A 3,750-nucleotide genomic window follows, 5' to 3' on the forward strand; every position below is an offset into this window, starting at 1 on the left:
GAGTATTCGATTCGAAACAAAGTCATCAGCTGGATGTTTGTGGTTCTGCTGTTGATCGGCGGTACGATATCGTTCTTTGGTCTGGGGAAATTGGAGTTTCCGGAGTTTCCGATTCCTCAGGCGATGGTCAATACAGCTTACCCGGGGGCTTCACCCCAGCAGGTCGAAGAGGAGGTGACTTTGCCTCTGGAACGGGCCATTCTGGAACTGGAATATATAAAGAATATCGATTCCGTCTCCAGCGCGGGTCTTTCCCAGATCATGATAGAGCTCAAAGATGAGTTCTCTGCCAGCGACCAGCCACAAATATGGGATGAGCTTCGCAGTAAGGTTAATGATACCCAGTCCTCTATGCCTCCCGGTGTGCTGCCTTCCATCGTTAATGATAACTTCAGTGATGTCTTTGGCATCATGCTGAACATCAGTAGTCGTGATTTTAATTATCGTGAGCTGGAAAGTTATGGCGACTTTCTTCAGCGCGAACTTTCTCTGGTGGATGGCGTCAAGAAAGTCAGCCTGGCGGGTACGGTCGACGAACAGGTGGTTATTGAAATCTCTCAGCCCAAATCGGCCGCCCTGGGGGTCGATCCGGCCTATATCTACGGTCTGATCAAGAATCAGAATGTTGTATCCAATGCCGGTAACATGTTTATTGATGGCTTTTCGGTGCGTATTCATCCCACGGGAGAGTTCAGGGATATTAGTGAGCTGAAACAGTTGCTGATCAGCGCACCAGGCACCACTGAGCTTATTTATCTGGGTGATATTGCAGACATTCACACTGCATTTGATGACACGCCCCAAAATCTCTATCGAAGTAACGCTGAGAAAGCGATTTCCCTCGGTATATCTTTCGCCAAGGGCGTGAATGTAGTGGACGTCGGGGAGGCCGTTAATGCCAGATCAAAATCTGCCTGTCGGGCAGCCAGCTCATTGCGAATATCACGGTCATCCAGCCTGGCCAGTAACTGCCCTTTCTTTACCACTTCAGCCTGTTTGACCGGAAACTCCACCAGCTCACCGGGAATACGAAAAGAAATCTCGGCTTCCCTGCTGGCGTAAACCTTGGCCGGGAACTGCCGTAAGTTCCCGGCATTGGAATCTTCCACTTTGAACAGCTTCACAGGACGAACCAGCTCTTTTTGCTCTTCCTGTGGCTGCGAGCAACCCGTAAGCACCAGAATCGCAGCGACCAAGCCTACAAAAGCCGGAGAATGCCCCAACTTGTTGCTATTGAACAAAGCCTTGCTTTTGGGCAGGCTGAAAAGCGGTTTCATTATCTTTCTCCCTCTCAGACACAGGGCATCCAAACCCCGAATATCATTCGCAAAATAGTGTAAAAAATCCCCTGCCTGAGGGGATTAATATAAACAGCCATGGGCAAAGAACAACACTCTGCGCCACCTTCAAATGCCACAATTGCCAACCAAACTGTGTTTAACGTAAAACTTTCAGCAGACTGCTTCAAGGGCTGTATAGGCACCCACAACGTCTACCAGTTCAATAAGTCGTGATCTGGGAACGCTAGCATGAAGGTTCCAGCCTGCCAGGTAGCGTTCAATATTTGCCAGGTGCAGATTGACTCCGTCGTCTTCTCGAAAGTCCGCATTGAACACGCCAAAACCTGACTCCTTAATTTGATAAAGACCACTGGACAACCCCCAGAGCCCCATCAACAACTCGGCGACCAAGGTCTCAGACACTTCTTCATAACCATTCTCAACCAGTGTCTGCCGAACCAGAGTCTTGAGGAGATTGTCAATGTAGTCTCCCAACTCATTCATGGCATTACTGCGATTGGTCGAGGCTCTTTGCCAGACGCTTGGATTCATGGCCAGCTGACCGAGTGCAAAGTGCTCCGGATTTTCCTGATTCACCTGCCACATGCAGAGAGACATCATGACCATCTTTTCAATTGAAGTCAGATCTGCACCCAGAACACGTTGAAGCACCTGAATTTTTTGCCGGGCCAGAAAACAGGCGCACCCCAGAAGGAGATCCTCTTTACTGGAGAAATGAGAATAGATGGCTCCCATGGAACATTCTGCTGCTTTGGCAACATCGGACATTCGCAGATCAAGGAAGCTTTTCTCTTTCATCAGGAGGAGTGTGGCAGCAACGATTTCGGCCTCTCTCTGATTACGTTTCTGCTGTCTGGACATAAAGGACACTAACACTTGAAAATAAAGCCGAATATTATTCGTTTTTAGTAAACGGATACAAGTTCTTTTTTGTATTTGAATAGCTACCAGGCTGGAGAGCTGTTGCAAAACTCCGGTTCCCACGGTTTCAGGCTCTGTGGGTCGCGGCGTGGTTACGAATTGCTGAAATTTTGTGGCTGCCCCTTATGGAAGCATGGATTGAACTAATGAATGGCACTTTAGTCTAAAAATTAAGCACAGACTTTAATCAGTTCAGGCTGAATAAAAGTTTTTAATTTTATTGCATCTTCATAGACAAGGAGAAAAGTCATGATTAACGGTATGGACACTCTCAACTCTGTCGTTCCAACGACACTTCAGGGCGACACTAAAGAAACTCCCCCTGGTAAACCTGATGATATTACGCAAAAACATGACATCACTTCTTATCTGAAAACCGACAGCTTCCACGAACAACAAACCGTCGATCTTTCAAGCCGGACCATTACTGATTTAAAGACGCCTTCCAGAACGCCGTATTACGGTTCATCCGAAGCGAAAAAAGCCATTGTGGATAATAGTTCCATTGGCAATTACTGTGCTACCTATGCCCATCTATCGGATGAGTTTACACCGGAAACGGTCCGCATTGGTAATCAGGAATTGATGACACTGGACCCTTCGCAACCATTCGTTGATCCCACTCTGGCGGCAGACAGTTCGACTTTGGAATTGCATAACTTCAGCTTTCTGACTGACTTTTTACGCAAAAATAGCGCAATCAAATACATTGTTGATATTGGCTGCGGTGACGTAGAAGTATCCTTGTTAATGCAAAATCACCTCAAGGAGCTTGGATTCCAGATCAAAGTCATTCCTGTCGATGTCAACGATTGTCGTGCAGAAGCTGAACATTATGGCATTAAAGCAATCCCCTTCAACTTAATCCCGGCCCAGGAAATTGCTGGTGCTACACCGGCAACTACCCTGTTTACCGCCATACATCCTTTTACCGATGAGGGGGAAGAGGCAGAACAACTGAGCAGGGAGATCACGCAGGGGAAAACTGACTATTACATCACCACACTGATAAAAAATAATCCCGGCTGTTTTGTTCTGGCCACCGAAGATGCGTATATATCCTCACCCCAGCGTTACATACCCCTGGAATTGGTGTACACCAAACATTACCATGCTATCGCGAATAGCCATTTCCCGAAGGAATTTGAGACAAGGGCCCTCCGCCGGGCAAAAGCCACAGAAATGAACGCAGAAAACGGTAATATTCATCGGCTAAACCAATTGCTGGCGAAACTTCCCGAACAGCGGGACCGTTATCTGGCTTCAATCTCTCGAATTACAGATTGTTTAAAAGAACCCATTCTAGAAAAGCCAGAAGAATTCTGGCCAGATATCATCTCCAAGATCTATATGGATGAAACATTATTCAAGGCAAATGTCGATTTTTTCGAAGGCATCCAAAATGAAGTATTAAGGAATGACTTGGAGATGCATTGCTGGCATGTCTATCGACAGGGTATCAATACCTCAGAAGTTAATGGCCAGACTAAAGAGCCCTGATTTTTAAATAGAAGTTAACTGGCAGCAC

At 46.7% G+C, this 3,750-nt stretch carries 3 protein-coding genes and 1 pseudogene; 2 read left to right on the plus strand and 2 right to left on the minus strand.

Annotated elements, in window-relative coordinates:
- The first annotated feature begins 9 nt into the window (after window positions 1–9).
- Window positions 10–1,062 carry an efflux RND transporter permease subunit gene (locus tag KDK18_RS10670; RefSeq protein WP_373691168.1) on the plus strand — a complete coding sequence of 351 codons (1,053 nt, stop codon included), beginning with the start codon at window positions 10–12 and terminating at the stop codon, window positions 1,060–1,062.
- Here the strand turns inward: KDK18_RS10670 and KDK18_RS14750 are convergent.
- Window positions 972–1,277, minus strand: a pseudogene (locus KDK18_RS14750) (hypothetical protein); the annotation flags it as partial. The gene KDK18_RS10670 and the pseudogene KDK18_RS14750 sit on opposite strands and share 91 nt — an antisense overlap.
- Before the next feature lie 174 nt (window positions 1,278–1,451).
- Window positions 1,452–2,162, minus strand: a complete 711-nt coding sequence (locus tag KDK18_RS10675; RefSeq protein WP_257254884.1) for a TetR/AcrR family transcriptional regulator — start codon at window positions 2,160–2,162, stop codon at window positions 1,452–1,454.
- 309 nt (window positions 2,163–2,471) lie between these two features.
- On the opposite strand from KDK18_RS10675, the gene KDK18_RS10680 reads away from it, so the two are divergent.
- On the plus strand, window positions 2,472–3,722 hold the full coding sequence (locus tag KDK18_RS10680) for a hypothetical protein (protein ID WP_257254885.1): 1,251 nt from the start codon (window positions 2,472–2,474) through the stop codon (window positions 3,720–3,722).
- The last annotated feature ends 28 nt before the right edge of the window (window positions 3,723–3,750 follow it).

The sequence above is a fragment of the Endozoicomonas sp. SESOKO3 genome, from assembly GCF_024606255.1.

Coding starts and splice junctions, on each gene's coding strand:
- KDK18_RS10675 (WP_257254884.1), bottom strand. CDS start 2,162: ATGTCCAGACAGCAGAAACGTAATCAGAGAGAGGCCGAAATCGTTGCT.
- KDK18_RS10680 (WP_257254885.1), top strand. CDS start 2,472: ATGATTAACGGTATGGACACTCTCAACTCTGTCGTTCCAACGACACTT.